Origin of the sequence: Burkholderia sp. BCC1644 (assembly GCF_902833225.1) — a bacterium.
GTDB lineage: Bacteria > Pseudomonadota > Gammaproteobacteria > Burkholderiales > Burkholderiaceae > Burkholderia.
The window spans coordinates 226,519-253,145 of sequence record NZ_CADFEI010000005.1 but is presented as its reverse complement, the minus strand read 5'-3'; the positions used below and the strand labels follow the sequence as shown (position 1 = coordinate 253,145).

Below are 26,627 nucleotides of genomic sequence, written 5' to 3'. Positions count from 1 at the left end.
GGCTTGCGGCACGGGCGTCTTGCACGTGCCGAATCACAAGCCGGCGCAACCAGGGTGCCGGCCGCGCAGGATTTGCGCCCTTGCGGGCGGGTTCGCGCGGCGGTACGGCGGCCGGCTTAAGACCCAACCCTCGTGGAGAATTTACATGGCAGTTACGATGCGCCAAATGCTGGAAGCGGGTGTCCACTTCGGTCACCAGACGCGCTTCTGGAACCCGAAGATGGCTCCGTTCATTTTCGGTCACCGCAACAAGATTCACATCATCAACCTCGAAAAGACGCTGCCGATGTTCACGGACGCACAGAAGTACGTGCGCCAGCTGGCAGCGAACCGCGGCACGATCCTGTTCGTCGGCACGAAGCGTCAATCGCGTGACACGATCGCCCAGGAAGCGCAGCGCGCAGGCATGCCGTACGTCAACGCACGCTGGCTCGGCGGCATGATGACCAACTTCAAGACGCTGAAGGTATCGATCAAGCGCCTGAAGGACATGGAAGCAGCCGTCGAATCGGGCGAAACCGAGAAGATGAGCAAGAAGGAAGCGCTGCTGTTCGAACGCGAAATCGCCAAGCTGCAGAAGTCGATCGGCGGCGTGAAGGACATGGGCGGCATTCCGGACGCAATCTTCGTCGTCGACGTCGGCTACCACAAGATTGCCGTCACGGAAGCGAACAAGCTGGGCGTGCCGGTCATCGCCGTGGTCGATACGAACCACTCGCCGGAAGGCGTGGATTACGTGATCCCGGGTAACGACGACTCGAGCAAGGCAGTCGCGCTGTACGCCGAAGGCGTGGCCGACGCGATCCTCGAAGGCCGTGCGAACGCGGTCAACGAAGTGGTCCAGGCCGCACGCGGCGACGACGAGTACGTCGAGGAAAACGCGTAACTGGCCCCGAGCCGGCGCAAAAAGGGGGCTCTCAACAGGCCCCCTTTTTTTAAGCTTGTGCGCCGGACCTGATCGCGCCGAATCGGCGCGGGTCCGGAAACGAATCTCGGCCGTTCGCGTCCAAGCGGGCGGCGTTGTGAATACAGACTCAAGGAGCGAATGATGGCGGCAATTACCGCAAGCATGGTGGCAGAACTGCGCGCAAAGACCGACGCACCGATGATGGAGTGCAAGAAGGCGCTGACGGAAGCCGACGGCGATCTGGCCAAGGCTGAAGAGCTGCTGCGCGTCAAGCTCGGCAACAAGGCGAGCAAGGCGGCATCGCGCGTGACGGCTGAAGGCGTCGTCGCATCGTTCGTCGGCGGCAACGCAGGCGCGCTGGTCGAGCTGAACTGCGAAACCGACTTCGTCGCGAAGAACGACGACTTCCTCGCGTTCTCGAAGACGGTTGCAGAACTCGTTGCGACGCAAAACCCGGCCGACGTGGCTGCGCTGTCGGCGCTGCCGCTCGACGGCTCGACGGTCGACGCAGTGCGCCTGGCACTGGTCGGCAAGATCGGCGAGAACGTGTCGATCCGCCGTTTCGTCCGTTTCGAAACCGCGAACAAGATCGCAACGTACCTGCACGGCGCGCGTATCGGCGTGATCGTCGAGTACACGGGCGCGGAAGAGCAGGTCGGCAAGGACGTCGCGATGCACATCGCGGCAATGAAGCCGGTCGCGCTGTCGTCGGCCGACGTGCCGGCGGAACTGATCGAAACGGAACGCCGCGTGGCCGAGCAGAAGGCTGCGGAATCGGGCAAGCCGGCTGAAATCGTCGCGAAGATGGTCGACGGTAGCGTCCAGAAGTACCTGAAGGAAGTGTCGCTGCTGAACCAGACGTTCGTTAAGAACGACAAGCAGACGATCGAGCAGATGCTGAAGGCAGCGGATTCCGCCGTGCAGAAGTTCGCGCTGTTCGTCGTCGGCGAAGGCATCGAGAAGCGCCAGGACGACTTCGCCGCCGAAGTGGCCGCGCAAGTCGCAGCAGCAAAGCAGCAGTAAGCAGTCAGGCAGTATCCGCGGCGGGCGTCCGCTCCGCCGCGGCCGGCGGCGCTGCCGGCCGGCCGGGAACCCCGGTCCGGTCGTCGGCGCTTGCCCGAATCAGTATTTCGCCCCTACAGTTCGTGGTTGTCATCCTCTCGTCGCTCGGAAGCCCCTATGTCCAATGCCTATAAACGCGTCCTTCTCAAACTCTCCGGCGAAGCGCTGATGGGCGACGATGCCTTCGGCATCAATCGCGCGACGATCGAACGGATGGTGGCCGATATCGCCGAAGTCGTGCGTCTCGGTACGCAGCTCGCGGTCGTGATCGGTGGCGGTAATATTTTCCGCGGTGTCGCGGGTGGCGCGGCCGGCATGGACCGCGCGACGGCCGACTACATGGGGATGCTCGCGACGATGATGAACGCGCTGGCGCTGCAGGACGCGATGCGCCACGCCGGGATCGAGGCGCGCGTGCAGTCCGCGCTGCGCATGGACCAGGTCGTCGAGCCGTACATCCGGCCCCGCGCGATCCGCCAGCTCGAGGAAGGCCGTGTCGTGATCTTCGCGGCCGGTACGGGCAACCCGTTCTTCACGACGGATACGGCCGCCGCGCTGCGCGGTTCGGAAGTGGGCGCCGAAGTCGTGCTGAAGGCGACCAAGGTCGATGGCGTATATTCTGCCGATCCGAAGAAGGATCCGTCGGCCACGCGTTACACGACGATCACTTTCGACGAGGCGATCAGCCGCAACCTGCAGGTGATGGACGCGACGGCCTTTGCGCTTTGCCGCGACCAGAAGCTGCCGATTCGCGTGTTTTCGATCAACAAGCCGGGCGCGCTCAAGCGCATCGTGCTGGGCGAGGACGAAGGTACGCTCGTCCACGTGTAAACTCCCGCGGATGCGGGTCGTCGGCCTGGTGTGCGTGGCGCGCCGGGCAGCACCCGCGTTTTTTGAAGGTTTGAAGGTTCGGAGGTTGAAATGAGTGTCGCTGATACCAAGAAGGGCGTTGAGCAGAAGATGCTGCGCTCGATCGATGCATTCAAGAGCGATCTGGCGAAGATCCGCACGGGCCGCGCGCACACCGGCATGCTGGATCACGTGCAGGTCGACTACTATGGGTCGATGGTGCCGATCTCGCAGGTTGCCAACATGACGCTCGTCGACGCACGCACGATCGGCGTGCAACCGTGGGAAAAGCCGATGGTCGCGAAGGTCGAGAAGGCCATTCGCGAAGCCGATCTCGGTCTGAATCCGGCAACGTCCGGCGACCTGATCCGCGTGCCGATGCCCGCGCTGACGGAAGAGCGCCGCCGCGAGCTGACCAAGGTCGTGAAGAGCGAAGGCGAAACGGCCAAGGTCGCGATCCGCAACCTGCGCCGTGACGCGAACGAAGCGCTCAAGAAGCTCGTGAAGGACAAGGAAATCTCGGAAGACGACGAGCGCCGTGCGAGCGACGACGTGCAGAAGCTGACGGACAAGCACGTCGCCGAAATCGACAAGCTCGTGCAGAGCAAGGAAGCCGAGATCATGACGGTCTGACGACCGTCCTCGCGCGCCGCCTTCTTCCCGCATTACTGTCTCAACGGCCATGACCTATACCAGCTCTACCGTTCGCGTGCCTGACGTCGGCGTCGTGCCGCGTCACATCGCGATCATCATGGACGGCAATGGCCGTTGGGCGACCGAACGCCGCTTGCCGCGCGTCGCGGGGCACACCCGCGGCGTCGATGCCGTCCGGGCGGTGGTCGAAGGTTGCGCGCGCGCCGGCGTCGAATACCTGACGCTGTTCGCGTTCAGTTCGGAAAACTGGCGCCGGCCGAACGACGAAGTGTCGTTCCTGATGCGGCTGTTCATCACCGCGCTCGAGCGTGAGGTCGGCAAGCTGCATGCAAACGGGATCCGCCTGCGTGTCGTCGGCGATCTCGACCGTTTCGAGCCGCGCATCCGCGAACTGATCCGCCGCGCCGAAACCAAGACGGCGCGCAATACGCGCCTGACGCTCACCATCGCGGCCAACTACGGCGGCCGGTGGGACATCCTGCAGGCGACGAAGAAACTCGTCGAGCAGGCCGTGCGCGAGGGTCGCGAGGTCGAAGTGACCGAGGACGCGTTCGCGCCGCACCTGGCGATGGCCTATGCGCCGGAGCCCGATCTCTTCATCCGTACGGGCGGCGAACAGCGCGTCAGCAACTTCCTGCTGTGGCAGCTCGCGTACGCCGAATTCTATTTCACCGACAAATACTGGCCGGATTTCGACGGCGCGGCGCTGGCCGACGCGATGGCGTCGTATACCGAGCGCGAGCGCCGTTTCGGGCGCACGAGTGCGCAGCTCGAGCCGCAATCGCAGAACGCCGACTCCCTTTCATGCTGAAAACCCGTGTGATCACGGCGATCGTGATGCTGGCGGTCCTGCTGCCGGTGACGCTGTTCGCGCCGCTCACGGCGTTCGGCGCGCTGATCGGCGCCGTGCTCGTGTTCGCCGCGTGGGAATGGGCGCGCCTGCTGAAGCTCGGCGGCGCCGGCCCGGTCGTCTATGCGGTCGTCGCAGCGCTTGCGCTGGCGGCCACCACGCCGCTCGGCATCGATGCGGCAGGATCCCGCCCCCTTTTCATGGCGGCCGGCGTATTCTGGCTGTTGGTCGGCCCGTTCGCGCTGCGGCGCAAGCCCGATCTCGCGGGCGGCGTGTGGCGGCCGTTCCTGCTCGCTGCCGGCCTGATCGTGTTTGCGGCCTGCTGGCATGCGCTCGTCGCGGCGCGCGCGCAGGGCGTGCCGTTCGTACTGTCGCTGCTGCTGGTCGTCTGGCTGGCCGATATCGGCGCATACTTCGCGGGCAAGGCCTTCGGAAAGCGTAAACTGGCCATCACGATCAGCCCCGGCAAGAGCTGGGAAGGCGCGATCGGCGGCTGGCTGGCCGTGATGGTCGTCGCCGGTGGCGCGATGGCCGCGCATGCGTTCGAGCCGACCCTGTTTTCCGCATTCGCCGCCCGCTACGGGATGCCCGGCGCGTGGGCCGCGCTGACGCTGCTGGTCGCGTACAGCGTGATTGGCGACCTGTTCGAGTCGCTGCTGAAGCGGCAGGCGGGCGTGAAGGATTCGAGCGGACTGCTGCCGGGCCATGGCGGCGTGCTCGACCGTGTCGACGCGCTGCTGCCGGTGCTGCCGCTCGCGATGCTGCTGCTTGGTTAAACCATTAATTCTGTTATGCAAAAACGTCTGACATTGCTCGGTTCCACGGGCTCGATCGGAGACAGCACGCTCGACGTGGTCGCGCGTCATCCCGAGCGCTTCTCGGTCTACGCACTGACCGCGCACCGCAACGGCGACAAGCTCGTCGAGCAGTGTCTGCGCTTCGCGCCCGAAGTGGCGGTGGTCGGCGATGCCGCGACGGCCTCGCACGTCGAGGCGAAGCTGCGCGCGGCGGGCAGCAAGACGACCGTGCTGTACGGCCCGCAGGCGCTCGTCGACGTGTCGAACAGCGACGGTTGCGATACGGTGGTCGCGGCGATCGTCGGCGCGGCCGGTCTTGCGCCGAGCCTCGCGGCCGCGCGCGCCGGCAAGCGGATCCTGCTCGCGAACAAGGAAGCGCTCGTGATGTCGGGCGCGATCTTCATGGACGCCGTGCGCGACCATGGCGCGATCCTGCTGCCGGTCGACAGCGAGCACAACGCGATCTTCCAGTGCATGCCGCGCGACGCGGCCGAGCACGGCGGGATCTCGAAGATCATCCTGACCGCGTCGGGCGGCCCGTTCCGCACGCGCGAACCGGCCACGCTCGTCGACGTGACGCCGGACGAGGCGTGCAAGCACCCCAACTGGGTGATGGGCCGCAAGATCTCGGTCGATTCCGCGACGATGATGAACAAGGGCCTCGAGGTGATCGAGGCGCACTGGATTTTCGGGCTGCCGGGCGATCGCATCGACGTGCTGATCCATCCGCAGAGCGTGATCCATTCGCTCGTGTCGTACCGTGACGGCTCGGTGCTCGCTCAGCTCGGCAACCCCGACATGCGCACGCCGATCGCGCACGCGCTCGCATTCCCCGAGCGCGTCGACGCGGGCGTCGACCAGCTCGACCTCGCGCAGATCGCGCAGCTGTCGTTCGAGAAGCCCGATTACACGCGCTTCCCGTGCCTCGCGCTCGCGCTGAAGGCGCTCGAGGAAGGCGGCATCGCGAGCGCCGCATTGAACGCGGCGAACGAAGTTGCGGTCGAAGCATTTCTCGAGCGCCGGATCGGCTTCATGGCGATCGCGGCGACGGTCGACTCGGTGCTCAACGCGCTGCCGAACCGTGCGCCCAACGGGCTCGACGACGTCCTGGCGGCGGATGCCGAGGCACGCCGCCTCGCCGCCGAGATCATTGCGAAAGCGCCTGCGCCACGCGTGGAGCGTACTGTCTGAATGGGGTGCTCATGAACGTGCTGGTCGAACTGGTCGCGTTTGCGGTGGCGATCGGGGTACTGGTCGTCGTGCATGAGTACGGACACTATCGCGTCGCCCGCTGGTGCGGCGTGAAGGTGCTGCGCTTCTCGATCGGCTTCGGCCAGCCCATCGCACGCTGGGTCAGCCGCCGGACGGGCACCGAGTGGACGCTGTCCGTTCTGCCGCTCGGCGGCTACGTGAAGATGCTCGACGAGCGCGATCCGGGCCCTGGCATCCAGCCCGAGGAGCTCGGGCAGGCCTTCAACCGGCAGTCCGTCTACAAACGGATCGCGATTGTCGCGGCCGGGCCGATTGCGAACTTCCTGTTGGCAATCGCACTGTTCTCGATCGTGTTTGCCACCGGCGTGACCGAGCCGGCCGCGATCGTCGCGCCGCCGGCCGCCGGGACGGTGGCGGCCCGCGCGGGCTTCGACGGCAACGAGACGATCGTGTCGATCCGCGACGTGCGCGTAGGCGACTCGCAGGGCGGCGAGTCCGAGCCGGTGCGGTCGTGGTCGGACCTGCGCTGGAAGCTGTTGTCGGCCGCGTTCGACCATCGCGAGATCGTGCTCGGCGCCCGCGATGGCAACGCGACGTTCGATTTCCGCGTCGACCTCCGCAATGTTCCCGAAAGTCAGCTCGACGACGATTTCATGGCCCATCTGGGCTTCGAGACCGGCGGCGGTACGCTGTCGGTCGCATCCGTGCAGCCGGGCAGCGCGGCGGAGCGGGCCGGCCTGAAGGCCGGCGACAAGCTGGTGGCGCTCGACGGCAAGCCGATCGGCGGCGCGACGCGTTTCATCGATTCGGTGAAGCACCATGCTGGCCAGGCGCTCGACCTGCAGATCGAGCGCGACGGTGCCGCGCAGACGGTGTCGATCGTGCCGCAGATGCAGCGCGACGACGAATCGGGGCAGCAGGTCGGCCGGATCGGCGCGGCGCTGTCGATGCATGCGCCGTCCGTCGACGTGCGCTACGGGCCGATCGACAGCTTGCGGCTCGGTGCGCACCGCACGTGGGACATCTCCGTGTATTCGCTGAAGATGTTCGGGCGGATGATCACGGGCAACGCGTCGCTGAAGAACCTGTCGGGTCCGGTGACGATCGCCGACTACGCGGGCAAGAGCGCACGGCTCGGACCGTCGGCGTTCCTGTCGTTCCTCGCCCTTGTCAGCATTAGCCTCGGCGTCCTGAACTTGTTGCCGATTCCCGTTTTGGACGGGGGGCATCTGTTATATTATGCGGTTGAAGCCGCGACCGGGAAAGCCGTCTCGGAGCGCTGGCAGCTGATTCTGCAAAGAGCCGGGTTGATCTGCATCGTCGCATTGTCGGCGATCGCGCTGTTCAACGATCTGGCTCGGTTAATCCATTTCTGAAGCGTCAGGCGGCCGCTGCACGGCAGTCGCCCGATTTGATGCAGCTAAATATTGGGGATGCATGTTGTTCAAACCTCATCGCTTTGTACCTAAGACAGTTGCAGCGGCCGCGCTCGCCGCTCACGGCCTCGCGGCGCATGCAGCGGCACCGTTCGTGGTGCAAGACATCAAGATCGAGGGGCTGCAGCGCGTCGAAGCGGGTTCGGTGTTCGCCTATCTGCCGATCAAGCAGGGCGATACCTTCACGGACGACAAGGCATCCGAAGCAATCCGCGCGTTGTACGCGACGGGCTTTTTCAACGACGTTCGCATCGCCACGCAAGGCAACGTCGTCATCGTGCAGGTGCAGGAGCGTCCGGCCATCGCGTCGATCGACTTCACCGGCACGAAGGAATTCGACAAGGACAACCTGACGAAGGCGCTGCGCGCCGTCGGTCTCGCCGATGGCCGCTATTACGACAAGGCGCTGGTCGACAAGGCGGAGCAGGAGCTCAAGCGCCAGTACCTGACGCGCGGCTTCTATGCGGCCGAGGTCAAGACGACGATCACGCCGGTCGACGCGAACCGCGTGTCGATCCTGTTCGCGGTGGCCGAAGGCCCGAGCGCGAAGATCCGCCAGATCAACTTCATCGGCAACAAGGCGTTCAGCACCAGCGCGCTGCGCGACGAGATGCAGCTGTCGACGCCGAACTGGTTCTCCTGGTACACGAAGAACGACCTGTACGCGAAGGAAAAGCTCACGGGCGACCTCGAGGCCGTGCGCTCGTACTACCTGAACCGCGGCTACCTCGAGTTCAACATCGAGTCGACCCAGGTGTCGATCTCGCCCGACAAGAAGGACATGTACCTGACGGTCACGCTGCACGAAGGCGAGCCGTACACGGTGTCGGGCATCAAGCTGTCGGGCAACCTGCTCGATCGCGAAGCCGAACTCAACAAGCTGATCAAGATCAAGCCGGGCGATCGTTTCTCGGCCGAAAAGCTCCAGCAGACCACCAAGTCGATCGTCGACAAGCTCGGTGAATACGGCTACGCATTCGCGACCGTCAACGCACAGCCGGACATCGACCAGGCGAACCACAAGGTGAACCTGAACCTCGTCGTCGATCCGAGCCGCCGCGTGTACGTGCGCCGCATCAACGTCGTCGGCAACACGCGCACGCGCGACGAAGTGGTGCGCCGCGAAATGCGCCAGCTCGAAAGCTCGTGGTTCGATTCGAACCGCCTCGCGCTGTCGAAGGACCGCGTGAACCGTCTCGGCTACTTCACCAACGTCGACGTGACGACGGTGCCGGTCGACGGTACGAACGACCAGGTCGACGTGAACGTGAAGGTCGACGAAAAGCCGACCGGCGCGATCACGCTGGGTGCCGGCTTCTCGTCGACGGACAAGGTCGTGCTGTCGGCCGGCGTGTCGCAGGACAACGTGTTCGGTTCGGGTACCAGCCTGTCGGTGAACGTCAACACCGCGAAGAGCTACCGTACGCTGACCGTCACGCAGGTCGACCCGTACTTCACGGTCGACGGCATCAAGCGGATCACGGACGTCTACTACCGCACGTACCAGCCGCTCTACTATTCGACGAGCTCGAGCTTCCGGATCATCAGCGCGGGCGGCAACCTGAAGTTCGGCATTCCGTTCTCGGAAGTCGACACCGTCTACTTCGGCGCGGGCTTCGAGCAGAACCGCCTCGACGTCGATTCGAACACGCCGCAGAGCTACCAGGATTACGTGAACCAGTTCGGCCGCGTGTCGAACACGGTGCCGCTGACCATCGCATGGTCGCGCGACGCGCGTGACAGCGCGCTGATCCCGAGCCGCGGCTACTTCACGCAGGCGAACATGGAGTACGGCGTGCCGGTCGGCAAGATCCAGTACTACAAGGCCGACCTGCAGGCGCAATACTACTATTCGTTCTCGCGCGGCTTCATCCTGGGCATGAACCTGCAGGGCGGCTACGGTAACGGTATCGGCAACCCGTACCCGATCTTCAAGAACTACTACGCGGGCGGTATCGGCTCCGTGCGTGGCTACGAGCCGAGCTCGCTGGGCCCGCGCGACACGAAGACGAACGACCCGATCGGCGGTTCGAAGATGCTCGTCGGCAACATCGAACTGACGTTCCCGCTGCCGGGCACGGGCTACGACCGCACGCTGCGCGTGTTCACGTTCCTCGACGGCGGTAACGTGTGGGGCAACGCGCCGGGCGGCACGAGTACGGGCGCGAACGGCCTCCGTTACGGCTACGGTGTGGGTCTCGCGTGGATCTCGCCGATCGGCCCGCTGAAGCTGAGCCTCGGTTTCCCGCTGCAGAAGCACGAAGGCGACCAGTACCAGAAATTCCAGTTCCAGATCGGGACGGCGTTCTGACCGAACGCATGACAACAGCAACGAGAGGGTAATTTTGCTAACCGGTAAGTTTTCGAAACGAGTGATGTGCGCGCTGACCGTTGCGCTGGCCTTGGGCGCGGCAACGGTGCACGCACAGGACGTCGCCCGCATCGCGGCGGTCAATTCGGATCGGATCCTGCGCGAGTCGGCGCCCGCGAAGGCGGCGCAGACGAAGCTCGAAGCCGAGTTCGCGAAGCGCGACAAGGATCTGCAGGACCTGGCCGCGCGCCTGAAGTCGATGTCCGATTCGCTGGACAAGAACGGCACGTCGCTGTCGGCGGCCGATCGCGCGCAGAAGCAACGCGATCTCGCCCAGCTCGATACCGACTTCCAGCGCAAGCAGCGCGAGTTCCGCGAAGACCTGAACCAGCGTCGCAACGAGGAACTGGCGGCCGTGCTGGAGCGGGCGAACAAGGTCATCAAGCAGATCGCCGAGCAGCAGAATTACGACCTGATCGTGCAGGAAGCCGTGTACGTCAGCCCGCGCATCGACATCACCGACAAGGTGCTCAAGGCGCTCGCGTCCGGCTCGACGAACTGAACGGAGCAGACGACGAATGGCATTGACGCTTGAGGAACTCGTAAAGCGGTTCGGCGGCGAGATCGCCGGCGACGCACAGTGCAAGGTGAGCGGGCTCGCACCGCTCGACCAGGCAGGCCCTCAGCAGCTCGCGTTCCTCGCGAATCCGAAGTACCTGTCGCAGGTCGAGGCGACCCGGGCAGGCGCGGTGCTGATCGCGCCGAAGGACCTGGAGAAGCTGGGCGCGGCCGCTGGCGGCCGGACGGCCGGCCCCCAGATGGCTGGCCCCCGCAACTTTATTGTGACGCCGAATCCGTACGCGTACTTCGCGCGCGTCGCGCAGATGTTCATCGACCTAGCCACGCCGCAGCGCGCCGCCGGCGTGCATCCGAGCGCGACGATCGATCCGGCCGCGAAGGTCGCCGCGAGTGCGGTGATCGGCCCGAACGTGACGGTCGAGGCCGGCGCGGTGATCGAGGACGGCGTGCAGCTCGACGCGAACGTGTTCGTCGGCCGCGGCACGACGATCGGCGCCGGCTCGCACTTCTATCCGAACGCATCGGTGTACCACGGCTGCAAGGTCGGCCCGCGCGCGATCGTCCATGCGGGCGCCGTGATCGGCTCCGACGGCTTCGGTTTTGCGCCGGATTTCGTCGGCGACGGCGACGCGCGCACCGGCAGCTGGGTCAAGATCCCGCAGGTCGGCGGCGTGACGATCGGCCCGGACGTCGAAATCGGCGCGAACACGACGATCGATCGCGGTGCGATGGCGGATACCGTCATCGAGGAATGCGTGAAGATCGACAACCAGGTGCAGATCGCCCACAACTGCCGGATCGGCGCCTACACGGTGATCGCCGGCAAGGCAGGCATCGCGGGCAGCACGACGATCGGCCGCCACTGCATGATCGGCGGCGCGGCCGGGATCGCCGGCCACGTGACGCTCGGCGACTATGTCATCATCACCGCGAATTCGGGCGTATCGAAGTCGCTGCCGAAGGCAGGCATCTATACCAGCGCGTTCCCGGCCGTCGACCACGGCGAATGGAACAAGAGCGCCGCGCTCGTGCGCAACCTCGACAAGCTGCGCGATCGCATCAAGGCGCTCGAAGCCGCGCTCGCCGCCCAGGGCGGCACGGACGCCTGAGCGCATCATGCGAGACCACGAACCGGGCACGGCCAGCGCAACCGGCCCGGTTTGCCAGACTGGGCCGCGCGGCGGCCCGCTTCAGCCTTTGCATCACCACCGCGCAGCCTCTGCGTGAGACGAACCATCATGAGCACTGAAAAAATCAATCTCGACATCCACAAGATCCTCACGCTGCTGCCGCATCGCTACCCGATTCTGCTCGTCGACCGCGTGCTCGAACTCGAGCCGCACAAAGGGATCAAAGCGCTGAAGAACGTGTCGATCAACGAGCCGTTTTTCCAGGGGCACTTCCCGAAGCGGCCGGTGATGCCGGGCGTGCTGATCCTTGAGGCGCTCGCGCAGGCTGCTGCACTGCTGACCTTCGCGGAAGAGCAGCCGAAGGATCCGGAGAACACGCTGTACTACTTCGTCGGCATCGACGGCGCGCGCTTCAAGCGCGTGGTCGAGCCGGGCGATCAACTGATTCTGAACGTGACGTTCGAACGCTACATCCGCGGTATCTGGAAGTTCAAGGCGGTGGCGGAAGTGGACGGCAAGGTGGCGGCGGAAGCCGAACTGATGTGCACGGTCAAGACGGCCGACGCGGCGCCCTGAGCGACGCGGCACGCATGGGCAACGCAACGCGACACATCACATCGAGAGGCAACGGCGCATGACCAGGATTCATCCCACCGCGATTGTCGAGCCGGGCGCGCAGATCGACGAATCGGTCGAGATCGGCCCGTACGCGATCGTCGGCCCGCACGTCACGATCGGCGCGCGCACGACGATCGGCTCGCACAGCGTGATCGAAGGCCATACGACGCTCGGCGAAGACAACCGCATCGGCCATTACGCGTCGGTCGGCGGTCGTCCGCAGGACATGAAGTACAAGGACGAGCCGACGAAGCTCGTGATCGGCAACCGCAACACGATCCGCGAATTCACGACGATCCACACGGGTACCGTGCAGGACATCGGCGTGACGACGCTCGGCGACGACAACTGGATCATGGCCTACGTGCACATCGGCCATGACTGCCGCGTCGGCAACAACGTGATCCTGTCGAGCAACGCGCAGATGGCCGGCCACGTCGAGATCGGCGACTGGGCGATCGTCGGCGGCATGTCGGGCGTCCACCAGTTCGTGCGCATCGGCGCGCACTCGATGCTGGGCGGCGCGTCGGCGCTCGTGCAGGACATCCCGCCGTTCGTGATCGCGGCCGGCAACAAGGCCGAACCGCACGGAATCAACGTCGAAGGGCTGCGCCGGCGCGGCTTCTCGGCCGATGCGATCTCGGCGCTGCGCAGCGCGTACCGCGTGCTTTACAAGAACGGCCTGTCGTTCGAGGAAGCGAAGGTGCAGTTGCGCGAGCTGGCGGAGGCGGGTGGCGACGGCGATGCGCCGGTGAAGGCGCTCGTCGATTTCATCGATGCGTCGCAACGCGGCATCATCCGCTAAGCGATGACGCTTCCGACCAATCAGCTCCGGCTCGCGATGGTGGCCGGCGAGCCGTCGGGCGACCTGCTCGGGGCATCGCTGCTCGGCGGCCTGCGCGAGCGGCTGCCCGAATCGGCCCAGTATTACGGGATCGGCGGGCAGCGGATGATCGCGCAGGGCTTCGACTCGCACTGGCAGATGGACAAGCTGACCGTGCGCGGCTATGTCGAGGCGCTGGGCCAGATACCCGAGATCCTGCGGATTCGCGGCGAACTGAAGCGCCAGCTGCTCGCCGAGCGGCCGGACGCATTCATCGGTGTCGACGCGCCCGACTTCAACTTCAATGTCGAACAGGCCGCGCGCGACGCGGGCATTCCGTCGATCCACTTCGTGTGCCCGTCGATCTGGGCATGGCGCGGCGGCCGGATCAAGAAGATCGCGAAGTCCGTCGATCACATGCTGTGCCTGTTCCCGTTCGAACCGGCGATCCTCGACAAGGCAGGCGTCGCATCGACGTATGTCGGCCATCCGCTGGCTGACGAGATTCCGCTCGAACCCGACACGCACGGCGCGCGCATCGCGCTGGGCCTGCCCGCAGACGGTCCCGTGATCGCGGTGCTGCCGGGCAGCCGGCGCTCGGAGATCGCGCTGATCGGCCCGACGTTCTTCGCGGCGATGGCATTGATGCAGCAGCGCGAACCCGGCGTGCGGTTCGTGATGCCGGCGGCGACGCCCGCACTGCGCGAACTGCTGCAGCCGCTCGTCGATGCGCATCCGCAACTCGCGCTGACGCTCACCGACGGCCGCTCGCAGGTCGCGATGACGGCTGCCGACGCGATCCTCGTGAAGAGCGGCACGGTCACGCTGGAAGCCGCGCTCCTGAAGAAGCCGATGGTGATCTCGTACAAGGTGCCCTGGCTGACCGGGCAGATCATGCGCCGGCAGGGTTACTTGCCGTACGTCGGCTTGCCGAACATCCTGGCGGGGCGTTTCGTCGTGCCCGAGCTGCTGCAGCATTTCGCGACGCCCGAGGCGCTCGCCGATGCGACCCTCACGCAGCTGCGCGATGACGCGAACCGCCGCACGCTGACCGACGTGTTTACCGAAATGCATCTTTCGCTGCGGCAGAATACGGCCGTGAAGGCGGCCGAAGCCGTTATACGCGTGCTCGAACATCGCAAGGGGCGCGCATGACCGCAGTCCGTGCATCACGCCGCCGTGCGTCGAGCGGCGAGCAGGGCGGTTTCGACTTCAGCCGTCCTGACGAGATCGTCTGCGGCGTCGACGAAGCCGGCCGCGGCCCGCTCGCGGGGCCGGTGGTGGCGGCCGCGGTGATTCTCGATCCGGCGCAGCCGATCGACGGGCTCGACGATTCGAAGGCGCTGTCCGCGAAGAAGCGCGACGCGCTGTACGACCTGATCGTCGCGCGGTCGCGCGCGTACTGCGTCGCGTCGGCGAGCGTCGACGAGATCGACACGCTGAACATCCTGCACGCGACGATGCTCGCGATGAAGCGGGCCGTCGAGGGTCTGTCGGTCCTGCCGACGCTCGCGCAGATCGACGGCAACCGCTGCCCGACGCTGACCGTGCGAGCCGAGGCGATCGTCAGCGGCGACGCGCTGGTGCCGAGCATCTCGGCTGCGTCGATCCTCGCGAAGGTCACGCGCGACCGCATGCTGGTCGACCTGCACGAACGCTTCCCGGTGTACGGCTTCAACGTGCATGCGGGCTACGGCACCGCGAAACACCTTGCCGCACTGCGCGAGCACGGCCCGTGCGAAGCGCATCGGCGCTCGTTCGCGCCCGTCCGTGCGGCACTCGACCTGATTCGATGAAAAGCATTACTTCCCGCGACAACCCGCTGTACAAGCGCCTGAAGGCGCTGGCGGGTTCGACGCCCCATCAGCGCCGCAGTGGCCAGGCGCTGCTCGAAGGATTCCATCTCGCGAGCGCGTACCTCGATACGGGCGCGACGCCGGAGCTGTGCGTGGCGACCGAAGGCGCGCTCGGCCATGCCGAAGCGCAGGCGATCGTCGCGCGGGTGGACGCGCAGCGGATCGTCACGTTGCCCGACGCGCTGTTCGGGCAGTTGTCGAACGTCGTCAACGGCGTCGGCTTCCTGCTGCTCGTCGACCGGCCTGAACAACCGCTGCCTGCTCGCGTCACGCATACGTCGGTCGTGCTCGACGGCGTGCAGGATGCCGGCAACGTCGGCTCGATCCTGCGCAGCGCGGCGGCGGCCGGCGTGCGCCACGTGTTCTGTGCGCCGGGAACGGCGTATGCCTGGTCGTCGAAGGTGCTGCGCTCGGGCATGGGGGCGCATTTCCTGCTGTCGATCCACGAGGATGTCGACGCCGCCGCGCTCGCCGAGCGCCTCGACGTGCCGGTCGCGCTGACCGACTCGCACGGCGCGCAGGCGGTCTACGACTGCGACCTGTCGGGGCCGGTTGCGTGGGTGTTCGGCAACGAGGGCGCCGGCGTGTCGGCGTTCTGGCGCGACGCGGCCACGCATCGCGTGACGATCCCGCAGCCGGGCGGGATGGAGTCGCTGAACGTCGCAGCGGCGGCAGCGGTGTGCCTGTTCGAGCAGGTGCGCCAGCAGCGGCCTGCATGACGCCGCGCGCGCAAGCGCCGCACAAAAAAAGGCCGCGTTCGACGCGGCCTTTTTGTTTCCGGCGGGCGGCCAGGCGGCCGCCAGCGCGCAGGCGTTCAGTACGACTGCCGGTCGAGACGGATTTCCTGCAGGATCGTCGTCGCGATTTCCTCGATCGACTTGTGCGTCGACGACAGCCACTTGATCCCTTCGCGACGCATCATCGCCTCCGCCTCGTTGATCTCGTAACGGCAGTTCTCGGGCGCCGCATATTTGCTGCCCGGCCGGCGCTCGTTGCGGATCTCCGACAGGCGCTGCGGGTCGATCGACAGGCCGAACAGCTTCTCGCGGTGCGCGGACAGCGCCGACGGCAGCTTGCCGCGCTCGAAATCTTCCGGAATCAGCGGATAGTTTGCCGCCTTCACGCCGTACTGCATCGCGAGATACAGACTTGTCGGCGTCTTGCCGCTGCGCGACACGCCGACCAGGATCACGTCGGCTTCCGACAGGTTGCGGTTCGACTGGCCGTCGTCGTGCGCGAGCGAGAAGTTGATCGCCTCGATCCGCGTCTTGTACTCCTCGGTGTCGGCGTTCTGGTGGCCGCGCCCCATCGCGTGGCTCGATTTCAGCTCCAGCTCCTGCTCGAGCGGTTCGACGAAGCGCTGGAACATGTCTAGCACGAGCGCGTTCGAGCGTTTGACGATGTCGTTCGATTCGCTGTCGACGAGCGTCGTGAACACGATCGCGCGGCGGCCGTCGTGTACGGCGGCCTCGTTGATCTTCTCGACGGTCGCATAGGCCTTGTCGAGCGAGTCGACGAACGGCACGCGCACGAGACGGAATTTCTGGTCGAACTGGGAGAGGATCGAGTGCGCGAAGGTTTCGGCAGTGATCCCGGTGCCGTCGGAGACGATGAATACGGTAGGCAGCATGAATCTGGGCGTCGAGCGTGAAGGGCGGTTGCGCGGGGGCTGGAGGTTCGCCTCCAGACGCAGTGACAAGGTCGCGCCACATCCGGCAGCCGGCACGGTAGAATAGCGGCAACCTGTTGGATAAGCAATTGCGGGGGCAGGGCGCGAACGGCGCCCCAGGCTTTGCCGCTCGATTACAAAATTCCCGGCAAGTGTGGCGATTTGTCTGCAAATATCGCCGTTCTGCCGGGATTTTTGCAAATCGGGTCGAAAGATTTTTCGCCGCTGCGATTGTTTATCTAACAGGTTGCGCAAGACGCGCCGCGCCTTTTTGCAAGCGCCCGCGTCCGAGCCCACTTGCGCAATCGAGCATTTTTTTCACACTTAGGGGCTTGTATGACTAACGCAGCAAACGTCGCAAAGGACCAGGCGTATGTAATTCCGTTCGAGCAGTTGCGGATGACCGATGTGGAGATCGTGGGCGGCAAGAATGCGTCGCTCGGCGAGATGATCAGCCAGCTTTCCGAAGCAGGCGTTCGCGTACCCACCGGTTTCGCCACGACCGCGCTCGCGTTCCGCGATTTCCTCACGCACAACGACCTGACCGATCGTATTGCCAAGCGTCTCGAGTCCCTCGACATCGACGACGTGAAGGCGCTCGCCGAAGCCGGTGCCGAAATCCGCAAGTGGATCGTCGACGCGCCGATGCAGGCACGTCTCGAGCAGGAAATTCGCGAGCAGTTTGAAGTCCTGAAGAACGGCTCGCCGGCCGAGTTGTCGTTTGCCGTGCGTTCGTCCGCGACCGCGGAAGACCTGCCCGACGCATCGTTCGCCGGCCAGCAGGAGTCGTACCTGAACGTCGTCGGCATCGAAGACGTGCTCGACCGCATGAAGCACGTGTTCGCGTCGCTGTACAACGACCGCGCGATCTCGTACCGCGTCCACAAGGGCTTCACGCACGCCGAAGTCGCGCTGTCGGCCGGTGTGCAGCGCATGGTCCGCTCGGACGTCGGCGCCGCTGGCGTGATGTTCACGATCGACACCGAATCGGGCTTCAAGGACGCCGTGTTCATCACGTCGAGCTACGGCCTGGGCGAAACCGTCGTGCAGGGCGCCGTGAACCCGGACGAGTTCTACGTGTTCAAGACGACGCTCGCACAGGACAAGTACCCGATCATCCGCCGCTCGATCGGCTCGAAGCTGATCAAGATGGAATTCACGCAGCCGGGCGAGCCGGGCCGCGTGAAGACGGTCGACGTGCCGCACGAGCAGCGCAACCGCTACTCGATCACCGACGAAGACGTGATCGAGCTGGCGAAGTACGCGGTCATCATCGAGAAGCACTACCAGCGTCCGATGGACATCGAGTGGGGCAAGGACGGCCGCGACGGCAAGATCTTCATCCTGCAGGCGCGTCCGGAAACGGTGAAGAGCCAGGCAACCGGCAAGGCCGAGCAGCGCTTCAAGCTGAAGGGCCAGTCGCAGGTGCTGGCGACGGGTCGCGCGATCGGCCAGAAGATCGGTGCGGGCCCCGTGCGCGTGATCCAGGATCCGTCGGAAATGGAACGCGTGCAGCCGGGCGACGTGCTGGTGGCCGACATGACCGACCCGAACTGGGAGCCGGTGATGAAGCGTGCGGCCGCGATCGTCACGAACCGTGGCGGCCGGACCTGCCACGCGGCGATCATTGCGCGTGAGCTCGGCGTGCCGGCAGTCGTCGGTTGCGGCGATGCGACCGACATCCTGAAGGACGGCGCGCTCGTCACGGTGTCGTGCGCGGAAGGCGACGAAGGCAAGATCTACGACGGCCTGCTCGAGACGGAAGTCACGGAAGTGCAGCGCGGCGAACTGCCGGAAATCCCGGTCAAGATCATGATGAACGTCGGTAACCCGCAGCTCGCGTTCGACTTCTCGCAACTGCCGAACGGCGGTGTGGGTCTCGCGCGTCTCGAGTTCATCATCAACAACAACATCGGCGTTCACCCGAAGGCGATCCTCGAGTACCCGAACATCGACCAGGACCTGAAGAAGGCGGTCGAGAGCGTCGCGCGCGGTCACGCATCGCCGCGTCAGTTCTACGTCGACAAGCTGACCGAAGGCGTCGCGACGATCGCTGCGGCGTTCTATCCGAAGCCCGTGATCGTGCGTCTGTCCGACTTCAAGTCGAACGAGTACAAGAAGCTGATCGGCGGTTCGCGTTACGAGCCGGACGAGGAAAACCCGATGCTGGGCTTCCGCGGCGCGTCGCGTTACATCGCCGAAGACTTCGCGCAGGCGTTCGAGATGGAGTGCCGCGCACTGAAGCGCGTGCGCGACGAGATGGGCCTGACCAACGTCGAGATCATGGTGCCGTTCGTGCGGACCGTGAAGCAGGCGGAGCGTGTCGTCGGCCTGCTCGAGAAGTTCGGCCTGAAGCGCGGTGAAAACGGCCTGCGTCTCGTGATGATGTGCGAAGTGCCGACCAACGCGATCCTCGCCGAAGAGTTCCTGGAACACTTCGACGGTTTCTCGATCGGCTCGAACGACCTCACGCAGCTCACGCTCGGCCTCGACCGCGACTCGGGCATGGAACTGCTGGCCGTCGACTTCGACGAACGCGATCCGGCCGTCAAGTTCCTGCTGAAGCGCGCGATCGATACCTGCCTCAAGATGGGCAAGTACGTCGGTATCTGCGGCCAGGGCCCGTCCGATCACCCGGACTTCGCGCAATGGCTGACCGACGAAGGCATCGTGTCGATCTCGCTGAACCCCGACACGATCATCGATACGTGGCAGGCGCTCGCCGCCAACCGGAAGTAACGGTCGGTGATGCCGCCTCGGCGAAAGCGCGGTGCCGCCGCGTTTTCGTTGAAGGCAAAATGCAAGGTTCGTGTTATAAACACCCCGGTACGCACCGGGGTGTTTTTTTTGTCAGTACGCAACGTGCCGATCCGGGCGTGCCGGTCGCCTCCGCTCGCGGCAACGAATATAGTGAGTATCGGGGGCGTTTTTCTGGAGGCCAAAATGATGTCGGGGCATCTGTTCTGGTGGGTCGCGGTGGGCGTGCTGGTCGTGGCCGAACTGCTGACGGGCACGTTCTACCTGCTGATGATCGCGCTCGGCTTTCTCGCGGGCGGCTTGCTGCAACTGGCCGGCTTCGCGCCGCACGCGCAGTTCGGCGCGGCGGCCGTGGTCGCGATCGTCGCGATGATCGCACTGCGCCGCTCGGGGCTCGGCCGCAAGCAGAAGCGCGACACGTCGACGAATCCCGACGTCAATCTCGACATCGGCTCGACCGTCACGGTCGATGCGTGGCGTGACGGCCGCGCGCGCGTGCAGTATCGTGGCGCCGACTGGGACGTCGAGCTTGCGAACGGCGAGCGCGACGATGTGCGCGTGTATCAGGTGAGTGCCGTGCGCGGCAATTGTCTCGTGGTCGTGGCGAAACCCGCGGGCTGATCGTCCGCCGATACAACAAGGAGGGAATACTTCATGGATTCGCTGATCATCTGGGTTGTCCTGCTCGTCATCGCGATCGTGATCGTGTCGAAGACGGTGAAGATCGTGCCGCAGCAGCATGCATGGGTACTCGAGCGCTTCGGGCGCTATCACGCGACGCTGTCGCCCGGTCTGAACATCGTGCTGCCGTTCGTCGATCGCATCGCGTACCGGCACATACTGAAGGAAATCCCGCTCGACGTGCCGAGCCAGATCTGCATCACGCGCGACAACACGCAGCTTCAGGTCGACGGCGTGCTGTATTTCCAGGTGATGGACCCGATGAAGGCGTCGTACGGGTCGAGCAACTTCGTGCTCGCGATCACGCAGTTGTCGCAGACCATGCTGCGCTCGGTGATCGGCAAGCTGGAACTCGACAAGACTTTCGAGGAACGCGACTTCATCAACCACAGCATTGTGTCGGCGCTCGACGAGGCCGCGTCGAACTGGGGCGTGAAGGTGCTGCGCTACGAGATCAAGGACCTGACGCCGCCGAAGGAAATCCTGCACGCGATGCAGGCGCAGATCACCGCGGAGCGCGAGAAACGTGCGCTGATCGCCGCATCCGAGGGCCGCAAGCAGGAACAGATCAACCTCGCGTCGGGCGCGCGTGAAGCGGCGATCCAGAAGTCCGAAGGCGAGCGGCAGGCCGCGATCAACCAGGCGCAGGGCGAGGCCGCCGCGATTCTGGCGGTCGCCGAGGCGAACGCGCAGGCGATCCAGAAGATCGCGAATGCGATGCAGTCGCAGGGCGGGATGGACGCGGTGAACCTGAAGGTCGCCGAGCAGTATGTCGGCGCGTTCGCGAATCTCGCGAAGCAGGGCAATACGCTGATCGTGCCGTCGAACCTGTCGGATCTCGGCAGTGCGATCGCATCGGCGATGTCGATCGTCAAGCACGCGTCGCCGGCCGCCGGCGGGAAGGGCTGAGCGGGGGCGTACCTGATGCGCTGGCGGCCGCTGTCTGCGATCCGCGTGCGGCCAATCGTCACGCGTTCGGGCGCGTTCCGCCGGAGCCCGTAAGGCGCCTTCGGCGCGAATCGTCAGGCAAAACCACCGGCTCCGCGTATTGAACGCCGCCGGCCGCCTCCGGGCGATCGGTATGTGGGATTGACGGAACCCAAAGCAACACGGCCCGCTTCGAGCGGGCCGTGTCGTTTGCGTTGCAGGTTGCGCGCGTCAGGTGCCGGCGCGCATGATGCGTGCCTTCTCGCGCTCCCAGTCGCGCTTCTTCTCGGTTTCGCGCTTGTCGTGCAGCTTCTTGCCCTTCGCGAGCGCGATGTCGCACTTCACGCGACCGCCCTTGTAGTGGAAGTTCAGCGGCACGAGCGTGTAGCCACGTTGCTCGACCTTGCCGATCAGTTTCTTGATTTCCTCGCGGTGCAGCAGCAGCTTGCGCGTGCGAACCGGGTCGGGCGTGATGTGCGTCGAGGCTTCGGGCAGCGGGCTGATATGGGTGCCGATCAGGAAGATCTCGCCGCTCTTCACGACGACGTAACCTTCCCGGATCTGGCCGCGCCCGGCGCGCAGCGCCTTGACTTCCCAGCCCTCCAGCACGAGCCCCGCCTCGTAGCGTTCCTCGATGTGATAATCGAAGTGCGCTTTCCTGTTGTCGATGATGCTCATGAAAGGATCGGGCCAACTCGTTTAAAATCACGATTTTAGCAAAGCGGGGCGGGAATCGCCCGGCTTGGCGTTTCCACCTTCAGCGATGCCGCGCGATTTATGGCAGATGTCCAGAAAACCGTATTGATCCGCCATTCGGCGGAACAGATGTTCGACCTCGTCACCGACGTGGCCGACTACCCCAATTTCCTGCCCTGGTGCGGCGGCGTCGAGATTCGCCGTCAGGACGAGCGCGGGATGGAAGCGCGCATCGATATCAACTTCAAGGGCATCAAGCAGCATTTCGCGACGCGCAATACGCAGGAACGCCCGACGCGGATCGACATGGAGTTCACGGACGGCCCGTTCAAGAAGTTCACGGGCACGTGGCGCTTCACGGCGCTGCGTGCCGATGCATGCAAGATCGAATTCGCGCTGCACTACGAGTTTTCGAGCATCCTGCTCGAGAAGATCATCGGGCCCGTGTTCAGCCACATCGCGAACACGTTCGTCGATTCGTTCGTGAAGCGTGCGGACCAGCGCTACGGGAAGGGGTGACGCGATGCTGTCGATCGAAGTCTGCTATGCGCTGCCGGATCGCCAGACGCTGATCCCGCTGTCGCTGCCCGAAGGGGCGACCGTTCGCTCGGCGATCGACGCGAGCGGCGTGCTCGCGCTGCATCCGGAGATCGACCTCGCGCACGCGAAGACGGGCGTGTTCGGCAAGCTCGCGCCGCTCGACGCGCCGCTCGCCGACCACGACCGTGTCGAGATCTACCGCCCGCTGATCGTCGATCCGAAGCTGGCGCGCCAGCGGCGCGTTGACAAATCCCGCCGCGCCGGCTCGATCGAGGGCCGCAAGTGGATGCACAAGGACGCGCGCTGACGCGTTTTCCGCTCCAGTTCGTCTGATCAAACGCCGCGGTGCGCTCAGTGGGCCGCGGCGTTTGCGTTTGTCGACGCGCTGCCCGGCGTGTCGCCGTGCTGCCGCACCGAGCCGTACACGCCGGCGAGCAGCAGCACGAGCGCGGCGATTTCGAGCGCGTGCGGCATCCGCTGGTCGTACACGAACGCGTACAGCATCGCGAATACGGTTTCGAACACGATCAGCTGGCCCGACAGCGTGAGCGGCAGGCGCTTCGACGCGGCATTCCACAGCCCGTTGCCGAGCCACGACGCGCCGATCGCGAGCACGAGGTTCAGCAGCCAGAACAACTGCCAGCGCGACGCCGGGACGGCCGCCTGCACCGTGCCCGCCGGCAGCGCGAGGATCGCGATCCAGCAGAGTCCGCCGATCAGGCCCGTCACGACACCCCACAGCACCGACCATTCGTTGCCGCCGAAACGATGATGGCGTTGCAGGTAGCGTGCATTCGCCACCGCGTACCAGGTCCAGCTCGCGAGCGCGCCGGCCGCGCAGGCGATGCCCGCGAGTTTCTGGCCGAGGGTCGTCGCGTGTGCGGCCTCGGAGGTGAACAGGTCGACGTTGATGCAGACGATGCCCGCGATCACCAGTGCAAGCGGGGCGGCGAGCCGCCGCAGCGGCACGGCGCCATGGTCGCCGAGGCCGGCGAGCGTGACGGTCACGGGCAGCACGCCGACGATCAGCGAGCTGGGCGCGATGCCGATCAGGTGCACGGCGCCGGACAGCAGCATGTAGTACGCGACGTTGCCGACGACGGCGAGTTTCATCAACGCGACGAGATCTTCGCGGGTGAGCCGCGCGAGCAGCGAGCGGGCGGCCGGCAGCGCGGCCGCGAGCGACACGAGGCCATACATCGCATAACGACCGGCGCTCAACAGCAGCGGCGAGAAGTCGGTCAGCAGCCGCGGAACGAGAAACACCATGCCCCACAGGGCACCTGCCAGGACACCATAAACCACGCCGCGCTGCATCGACTGCTCCGAACAAATGACTGATGTGCGCGCATCTTAGCGACGCCGTCGCGGCGGCGTCTTGTTCATTCCTGCACTCGGCGCATGGCGGGGTTTCGATGCATTGCGTGCCGGAGCGGCGTGGACCGGCGACGGATCAACCGTCCGCCGGATCGGGCGTCGCGCCCGCGCCGTCGCCCGCTGCACTCGAGTGCGCCGGGCGCCGCACGGTGCGCAGCTTGCCGCTGTTGCCGCCGCCGCAGTAGAAGCGGTCGCGGCCGTCGGATTCGAGCCCCGATATGCCGACGCCGGCCGGCATGTCGACCTGCTCGAGCACCTGGCCCGTGCGCGGGTCGATGCGCCGCAGGTCGCTCTGGTCGGCTTCCCACGTGCCGTGCCACAGCTCGCCGTCGACCCACGTCACGCCGGTGACGAAGCGGTTCGATTCGATCGTGCGCAGCACGGCGCCCGATTCCGGATCGACCTGATGAATCTTGCGTTCGCGGTACTGGCCGACCCACAGCGTGCCTTCGGCCCACGCGAGCCCCGAATCGGCGCCGCCGCCGGGGGCCGGGATCGTCGCGAGCACGCGGCCCGATTCGGGGTCGAGCTTCTCGATGCGGTCCTCGACGATCTGAAACAGGTGGCGGCCGTCGAATGCCGTGCCCGCATGCGCGGCGACGTCGAGCGAGCGGACGGTCGTGCCGCGCTCGGGATCGAGCGCATTCAGCTTGTCGCCGGACGCGTACCACACGTGCTGCCCGTCGAACGTGACGCCGTGCACGCCGTCGACGCCCGGAAACGGGCCGTATTCTCGAATGATTTCTGCATTGGAGCGTTTCATGTTCGTCACCTCGTCGTTCGGTGAGGCCATCCTAATCGCCCGGCAGCGGGGCAGGGAGTAACAAGGTCGTCGCGAATCCCGGCAGCGGCGGCGTCATCCAGCGGCGCGCGCGGCCGCGGCCGAGCGCCTGCACCTTGTCGGCCTCCGCGAGCGCGTCGAGCGCGCGCTGCACGGTGCGCTGGCTTGCGCCGAGCGCGAGCGCCAGCGCGGAGCTCGACCATGCCTCGCCGTCGGCGAGCAGTGCAAGCACGGCCGCGTGGCGATCGTCGACCGGGCGCGCGAGGACGACGGTCTCGCGCACGCCGAGCGGTTCGAGCGCAAAGCCGCGCGGTGTCGCGATGACGTTCGCGAGCGGCCGCAGCACCGCGCGCAGCCGGCCGATCTCGACGCGCAGCCGCGCACGATGCGATTCGTCCGCATGTTTCGCGCGGAACGCGGCGGCCACGAGCGCGTTGCGCGACACGTCGGCCGGCCAGGCCTCGCCGAGCGCGCGGGCGAGCACGAACAGCACGGGGCGCCGCGCGAGCGACACGGTCGTGCGCGCATCGCGCACCGTGTGGCGGCACGCATCGACGACGAGCGCGTTCGATGCGAACAGCGTCTCGACTTCGTCGAGCCGCACGAGCTGCGAGGTGCCGCGCGCGATGAGGCGCGCGGCCGGTGCGTCGAGCACGTGTGCGGCGGTGTCGACCTCGGCCGTCAGTGCGGCGATGCCGGCGTCGCGCGCGGCCGCGTGCGCACGGGCGAGCGCCGCGCGGGCCGCGTGCGTACGGATGCGGCGCATCGCGATGCCGGCCGCGATCAGTTCGTGGGCGGCGCGCGACGCGGCTGGCAGCGGCGCGGGATCGAGATGCGCGAGCAGTTGCTCGGCGTCGTCGATATGGCCGATCAGCAGCAGCCGGCGTACGCCGAGATAGCGTGCGTGTGCGGCGTTCGCGTGGTCGCCGTGCGCGTCGAGCGTTGCGCAGGCCGCATCGAGCGCGCGCGTCGGCCAGCGCAGGTCGCGCGACGCGAGTGCGATCTCGGCTTCCGCGACGACGCAGCGCGCCCGTGCAACGGCTTCCTTCGCGCCGAATGCACGTGCGGCGCCGCGCACGAGGGCACGCGCGCGTTCGAAATCGCCGAGCTGCGCCATCGCGATGCCGCGCAGCGCGAGCGCCGGCGCATCGTCACGCAGCGCGACGCGGTTCAGCGCGCCGAGCGCGTCACCGGCCGCGAGCGCGCGCGCGGCCGCGGTGATCAGCGAATCCATCCGAATCCCGACACACTTGTCACTCCCTCCGGTCCGATACCCGCCACTAATCTAGCACCACGCACACGGCACCGTCCGCCGTGCCCGGATACCCATCGGAAGGAGGAACCCGCAATGACGACCCATCTCACCGGAACGCGCGACGAATGGCTGGCCGAGCGCCGCGCACTGCTCGATGCCGAAAAGGCGCTGACGCGGCAAAGCGACGAACTCGCACGGCGGCGCCAGGCGCTGCCATGGGTGCGCGTCGACAAGACCTACCGGTTCGACACCGAGGACGGGCAGGTGACGCTCGACGGCCTGTTTCGCGGCCGTTCGCAACTGCTCGTCTATCACTTCATGTTCGGCCCCGACTACAAGGCCGGTTGCCCGTCGTGCTCGGCGCTCGCCGACGGCTTCGACGGCTTTGCCGTGCACCTTGCGCACCACGACGTGACGCTCTCGGCCGTGTCGCGCGCACCGCTCGCGAAGCTGCTCGCGTACCGCGAGCGGATGGGGTGGACCTTCCCGTGGGCATCGTCGGTCGGCAGCGATTTCAACTTCGACTTCAACGTATCGTTCACCGAAACGCAGCAGCGCGCGGGCGACATCGAATACAACTACGCGCGGGCCGGCCATGCGATGGACATGGATCCGCCGCCGGCGCCGGTCGTGCAGTTCGCGGCGACCTGCGGTACCGATGCGGCCACGTACTCGCTCGACCGGCCGGGGATGAGCGCATTCGTGCGCGAGGATGGCGTCGTCCATCACACGTACTCGACCTATGCGCGCGGGCTCGACGGGCTGTGGGGGATGTATCAGTGGCTCGATCGCGCGCCGCGCGGGCGCAACGAGGCCGGCCCCTGGTGGCGCCGTCACGACGAGTACGCGCGCGGCTGAGC

The 26,627-nt window shown here is 66.0% G+C and carries 27 protein-coding genes; 22 read left to right on the top strand and 5 right to left on the bottom strand.

All coding sequences use genetic code 11. The features are described from left to right. The first annotated feature begins 145 nt into the window (after positions 1-145). The 16 genes from rpsB to HWX87_RS12075 all read left to right on the top strand — a co-directional run bounded on the left by rpsB (position 146) and on the right by HWX87_RS12075 (position 15,803). Positions 146-886 carry a 30S ribosomal protein S2 gene (gene rpsB / locus HWX87_RS12150; RefSeq protein ID WP_011352461.1) on the top strand — a complete coding sequence of 247 codons (741 nt, stop codon included), beginning with the start codon at positions 146-148 and terminating at the stop codon, positions 884-886. Between the two features lie 162 nt (positions 887-1,048). Beyond that, positions 1,049-1,930, top strand: a complete 882-nt coding sequence (gene tsf / locus HWX87_RS12145; RefSeq protein ID WP_176047336.1) for a translation elongation factor Ts — start codon at positions 1,049-1,051, stop codon at positions 1,928-1,930. A 156-nt stretch (positions 1,931-2,086) separates the two neighbouring features. Further along, on the top strand, positions 2,087-2,800 hold the full coding sequence (gene pyrH, locus HWX87_RS12140; RefSeq protein ID WP_011352459.1) for a UMP kinase: 714 nt from the start codon (positions 2,087-2,089) through the stop codon (positions 2,798-2,800). A gap of 90 nt (positions 2,801-2,890) precedes the next feature. Then, positions 2,891-3,451 carry a ribosome recycling factor gene (gene frr / locus HWX87_RS12135; RefSeq protein WP_014896735.1) on the top strand — a complete coding sequence of 187 codons (561 nt, stop codon included), beginning with the start codon at positions 2,891-2,893 and terminating at the stop codon, positions 3,449-3,451. 49 nt (positions 3,452-3,500) lie between these two features. Then, positions 3,501-4,283 (top strand): polyprenyl diphosphate synthase, encoded by a 783-nt coding sequence (uppS, locus tag HWX87_RS12130; protein WP_006478494.1) that lies wholly within the window; start codon positions 3,501-3,503, stop codon positions 4,281-4,283. Beyond that, positions 4,277-5,098 (top strand): phosphatidate cytidylyltransferase, encoded by an 822-nt coding sequence (locus tag HWX87_RS12125; protein ID WP_176047335.1) that lies wholly within the window; start codon positions 4,277-4,279, stop codon positions 5,096-5,098. The genes uppS and HWX87_RS12125 overlap by 7 nt, the downstream gene beginning before the upstream one ends. A gap of 15 nt (positions 5,099-5,113) precedes the next feature. Next, entirely contained in the window at positions 5,114-6,310 is a 1,197-nt protein-coding gene (locus HWX87_RS12120) for a 1-deoxy-D-xylulose-5-phosphate reductoisomerase (protein WP_176047334.1), read from the top strand. Positions 6,311-6,321: 11 nt separating this feature from the next. Continuing rightward, complete coding sequence (rseP, locus tag HWX87_RS12115) at positions 6,322-7,707, top strand: RIP metalloprotease RseP (protein ID WP_176047333.1); 1,386 nt, start codon at positions 6,322-6,324, stop codon at positions 7,705-7,707. A gap of 61 nt (positions 7,708-7,768) precedes the next feature. Continuing rightward, on the top strand, positions 7,769-10,078 hold the full coding sequence (gene bamA, locus HWX87_RS12110; protein ID WP_176047332.1) for an outer membrane protein assembly factor BamA: 2,310 nt from the start codon (positions 7,769-7,771) through the stop codon (positions 10,076-10,078). A gap of 64 nt (positions 10,079-10,142) precedes the next feature. Beyond that, complete coding sequence (locus HWX87_RS12105; protein WP_048248617.1) at positions 10,143-10,640, top strand: OmpH family outer membrane protein; 498 nt, start codon at positions 10,143-10,145, stop codon at positions 10,638-10,640. A 16-nt stretch (positions 10,641-10,656) separates the two neighbouring features. Then, positions 10,657-11,766 (top strand): UDP-3-O-(3-hydroxymyristoyl)glucosamine N-acyltransferase, encoded by a 1,110-nt coding sequence (gene lpxD, locus HWX87_RS12100; protein WP_176047331.1) that lies wholly within the window; start codon positions 10,657-10,659, stop codon positions 11,764-11,766. A 129-nt stretch (positions 11,767-11,895) separates the two neighbouring features. After that, positions 11,896-12,363 carry a 3-hydroxyacyl-ACP dehydratase FabZ gene (fabZ, locus tag HWX87_RS12095; RefSeq protein WP_006495559.1) on the top strand — a complete coding sequence of 156 codons (468 nt, stop codon included), beginning with the start codon at positions 11,896-11,898 and terminating at the stop codon, positions 12,361-12,363. A gap of 58 nt (positions 12,364-12,421) precedes the next feature. Further along, complete coding sequence (lpxA, locus tag HWX87_RS12090) at positions 12,422-13,210, top strand: acyl-ACP--UDP-N-acetylglucosamine O-acyltransferase (protein ID WP_175845272.1); 789 nt, start codon at positions 12,422-12,424, stop codon at positions 13,208-13,210. 3 nt (positions 13,211-13,213) lie between these two features. Then, positions 13,214-14,383 (top strand): lipid-A-disaccharide synthase, encoded by a 1,170-nt coding sequence (lpxB, locus tag HWX87_RS12085; protein ID WP_176047330.1) that lies wholly within the window; start codon positions 13,214-13,216, stop codon positions 14,381-14,383. Next, positions 14,380-15,024, top strand: coding sequence for a ribonuclease HII (gene rnhB, locus HWX87_RS12080; protein WP_176047329.1), 645 nt, complete (start codon positions 14,380-14,382; stop codon positions 15,022-15,024). The genes lpxB and rnhB overlap by 4 nt, the downstream gene beginning before the upstream one ends. Next, positions 15,021-15,803, top strand: coding sequence for an RNA methyltransferase (locus HWX87_RS12075; RefSeq protein WP_176047328.1), 783 nt, complete (start codon positions 15,021-15,023; stop codon positions 15,801-15,803). Before rnhB ends, HWX87_RS12075 begins: the two co-directional genes overlap by 4 nt. Before the next feature lie 95 nt (positions 15,804-15,898). Here HWX87_RS12075 and HWX87_RS12070 read toward each other — a convergent pair whose 3' ends face one another. Further along, complete coding sequence (locus tag HWX87_RS12070) at positions 15,899-16,714, bottom strand: pyruvate, water dikinase regulatory protein (protein ID WP_047900996.1); 816 nt, start codon at positions 16,712-16,714, stop codon at positions 15,899-15,901. A gap of 375 nt (positions 16,715-17,089) precedes the next feature. Between HWX87_RS12070 and ppsA the strand changes: the two genes are divergently transcribed. The 3 genes from ppsA to HWX87_RS12055 all read left to right on the top strand — a co-directional run bounded on the left by ppsA (position 17,090) and on the right by HWX87_RS12055 (position 21,100). Next, entirely contained in the window at positions 17,090-19,492 is a 2,403-nt protein-coding gene (gene ppsA / locus HWX87_RS12065) for a phosphoenolpyruvate synthase (RefSeq protein ID WP_176047327.1), read from the top strand. A gap of 204 nt (positions 19,493-19,696) precedes the next feature. Continuing rightward, complete coding sequence (locus tag HWX87_RS12060) at positions 19,697-20,131, top strand: NfeD family protein (protein WP_176047326.1); 435 nt, start codon at positions 19,697-19,699, stop codon at positions 20,129-20,131. A gap of 33 nt (positions 20,132-20,164) precedes the next feature. Beyond that, positions 20,165-21,100, top strand: coding sequence for an SPFH domain-containing protein (locus tag HWX87_RS12055; RefSeq protein WP_166959996.1), 936 nt, complete (start codon positions 20,165-20,167; stop codon positions 21,098-21,100). 249 nt (positions 21,101-21,349) lie between these two features. On the opposite strand, the gene smpB is transcribed toward HWX87_RS12055, so the two are convergent. Further along, positions 21,350-21,796 (bottom strand): SsrA-binding protein SmpB, encoded by a 447-nt coding sequence (gene smpB, locus HWX87_RS12050; protein ID WP_014896751.1) that lies wholly within the window; start codon positions 21,794-21,796, stop codon positions 21,350-21,352. 99 nt (positions 21,797-21,895) lie between these two features. Here smpB and HWX87_RS12045 point away from each other — a divergent pair, with 99 nt between their 5' ends. Both HWX87_RS12045 and HWX87_RS12040 read left to right on the top strand, forming a co-directional pair. After that, positions 21,896-22,333, top strand: coding sequence for a type II toxin-antitoxin system RatA family toxin (locus tag HWX87_RS12045; protein ID WP_176047325.1), 438 nt, complete (start codon positions 21,896-21,898; stop codon positions 22,331-22,333). Between the two features lie 4 nt (positions 22,334-22,337). Then, positions 22,338-22,661 carry an RnfH family protein gene (locus HWX87_RS12040; protein ID WP_176047324.1) on the top strand — a complete coding sequence of 108 codons (324 nt, stop codon included), beginning with the start codon at positions 22,338-22,340 and terminating at the stop codon, positions 22,659-22,661. Positions 22,662-22,705: 44 nt separating this feature from the next. Here HWX87_RS12040 and HWX87_RS12035 read toward each other — a convergent pair whose 3' ends face one another. From HWX87_RS12035 to HWX87_RS12025, 3 genes are all read right to left on the bottom strand, one after another. After that, complete coding sequence (locus tag HWX87_RS12035) at positions 22,706-23,671, bottom strand: DMT family transporter (RefSeq protein WP_176047323.1); 966 nt, start codon at positions 23,669-23,671, stop codon at positions 22,706-22,708. A 136-nt stretch (positions 23,672-23,807) separates the two neighbouring features. Further along, the gene (locus HWX87_RS12030) at positions 23,808-24,494 is read right to left on the bottom strand and encodes a glutaminyl-peptide cyclotransferase (protein ID WP_176047322.1); all 687 of its coding nucleotides are present in this window, start codon (positions 24,492-24,494) and stop codon (positions 23,808-23,810) included. 31 nt (positions 24,495-24,525) lie between these two features. Further along, complete coding sequence (locus HWX87_RS12025) at positions 24,526-25,746, bottom strand: helix-turn-helix domain-containing protein (protein WP_176047321.1); 1,221 nt, start codon at positions 25,744-25,746, stop codon at positions 24,526-24,528. 114 nt (positions 25,747-25,860) lie between these two features. Here HWX87_RS12025 and HWX87_RS12020 point away from each other — a divergent pair, with 114 nt between their 5' ends. Further along, the gene (locus HWX87_RS12020; RefSeq protein ID WP_176047320.1) at positions 25,861-26,625 is read left to right on the top strand and encodes a DUF899 domain-containing protein; all 765 of its coding nucleotides are present in this window, start codon (positions 25,861-25,863) and stop codon (positions 26,623-26,625) included. Positions 26,626-26,627 lie beyond the last annotated feature (2 nt).